Annotated in this window: 1 protein-coding gene and 1 other RNA gene; both read right to left on the bottom strand. The window is 39.3% G+C overall.

Annotation, left to right across the window (positions count from 1 at the left end; all coding sequences use genetic code 11):
* Positions 1–213: 213 nt before the first annotated feature.
* Positions 214–603: a transfer-messenger RNA gene (gene ssrA / locus VB711_RS23025) on the bottom strand.
* A 394-nt stretch (positions 604–997) separates the two neighbouring features.
* On the bottom strand, positions 998–1,411 hold the full coding sequence (locus VB711_RS23020; protein ID WP_323288679.1) for a hypothetical protein: 414 nt from the start codon (positions 1,409–1,411) through the stop codon (positions 998–1,000).
* Between the last annotated feature and the right edge of the window lie 83 nt (positions 1,412–1,494).

The raw sequence follows: 1,494 nt of genomic DNA, 5'->3' as shown, positions 1-1,494 counted from the left end.
CAGTTTTAGCTTTATATGCCTAACGGCACGCTACGCTATCAGCAAGCCCTAAATAACTGTTGAGGCCTTTTGTATAATTATAAAACTTATGCAAGATTAAGGTATGTTCGTCATTCCAACAGTCGGGAGGCAACCTCAAACCTTTCTGTTTCGTTTATACCTAACAATAAAGCCCACTTACACGGTTGAATAAGTGGACTTTTTAGAAATTTTAAGTGGATCCGAGCAGAGTCGAACTGCTGTCCAAATTGGGTATTGACCCCCCGCTCGTTCACAGGTTTAGCCTATCTAACCCTCAAGGCGGGAATCGTTCATTATCCCGAACGTAGGATGCTCTGATTTAATCTTAGCCAGTAAGCCAACCAGAGAACGCTTACTAGAGCATCCGTTGGGGTTTGGTCTGTAGCCTTTAACGGAGTCAGACTAGAGACGCTCGGACCTGTGAGAGGTTTTTAGGCAGCTACTAGAGCTTCCCGACGAGCAAATTTTACGATATTGTTCGCATTTACTTTTTTTTCGAGCCTTTGATTTCCGAGAGGAGACTCACTCTCGACCTGAATCACAGAGTAGCTTTCGCCAACCTGTCGAAACCGTTACGGACCCATGTATGTTCTATGTTTTTATTATAGTCTACAATTTTGGAATTTGACAATCAAACTTGATTGCTTTTGATTTAAGTAGGTGGGTAGGGGGGCAGGCTCACAAGGGTAGGTATTTTACATTGTCGTAAGGGCAAGACTTGGAGGACAAGGTAGACAAGGCGACAAGGGAGGAAAATCCTATAAATCATGTACGATTGGTCACAAAAACTGACGCTCAACAGACCATTTTTTGTATAAAATCTTCCTTGTCTACAATACCTCCTTGTCTTCCAAGTCCTGCCTTCACCCAATTGTGAAAAACCTACACCTGTCAGGGGGGCAGGGGGGTTTTAGGCTCGTTCAGTTTTCTTCACATAGTTATGTTTATTTGCAATCACTGACTAATCATCCATGATTTATTCAGGAAATCTATAAATAATTCCTTCGTTGTCACTGGTTTCAAAATTAGCATTTAGTTGTTTAGCTTTTTCATCTAAATATTGTTTAGCTTCTTCTATAGGTATTTGAGCAGCTAAGGCAAATTTTGTAACCGTAACTCTTCCTTCTTTTTGTTGTAATAAATGCAGAAATAGTTGCTCTCTTTCTAATTGCAATTGTTTAATTTTCTGTTGATGCTGCTGGCGTAAACCCCAAATAATCCATGTTCCTACAGATGTTGATGGTATACCAAATAGAACTATTGCCGCTAATGCGCCTTCTTTATCTTGATTGGGTTTACGAGAATCTATTAATTCTATAGTGCCTACTAAAAGTATGTTCAACCCAATGACTAAAAATGAACCTGCAAATATTTTTTTGATGATTTTCATGGATTTTTATAAAATTTTGCTGATCAATTAAGTAGGGTTTGATGAAAAAGTCTTTTCATTAGGGTTAGGAGTCAGAAGTCAGG

The organism is Cronbergia sp. UHCC 0137, assembly GCF_034932285.1.
Classification (GTDB): Bacteria; Cyanobacteriota; Cyanobacteriia; order Cyanobacteriales; family Nostocaceae; genus Cronbergia.
This window is presented reverse-complemented; position numbering and strand designations above follow the sequence as displayed.

Bases quoted from the DNA above. Each gene is read 5' to 3' on its own strand.
- VB711_RS23020 (WP_323288679.1), bottom strand. From the start codon at position 1,411: ATGAAAATCATCAAAAAAATATTTGCAGGTTCATTTTTAGTCATTGGG.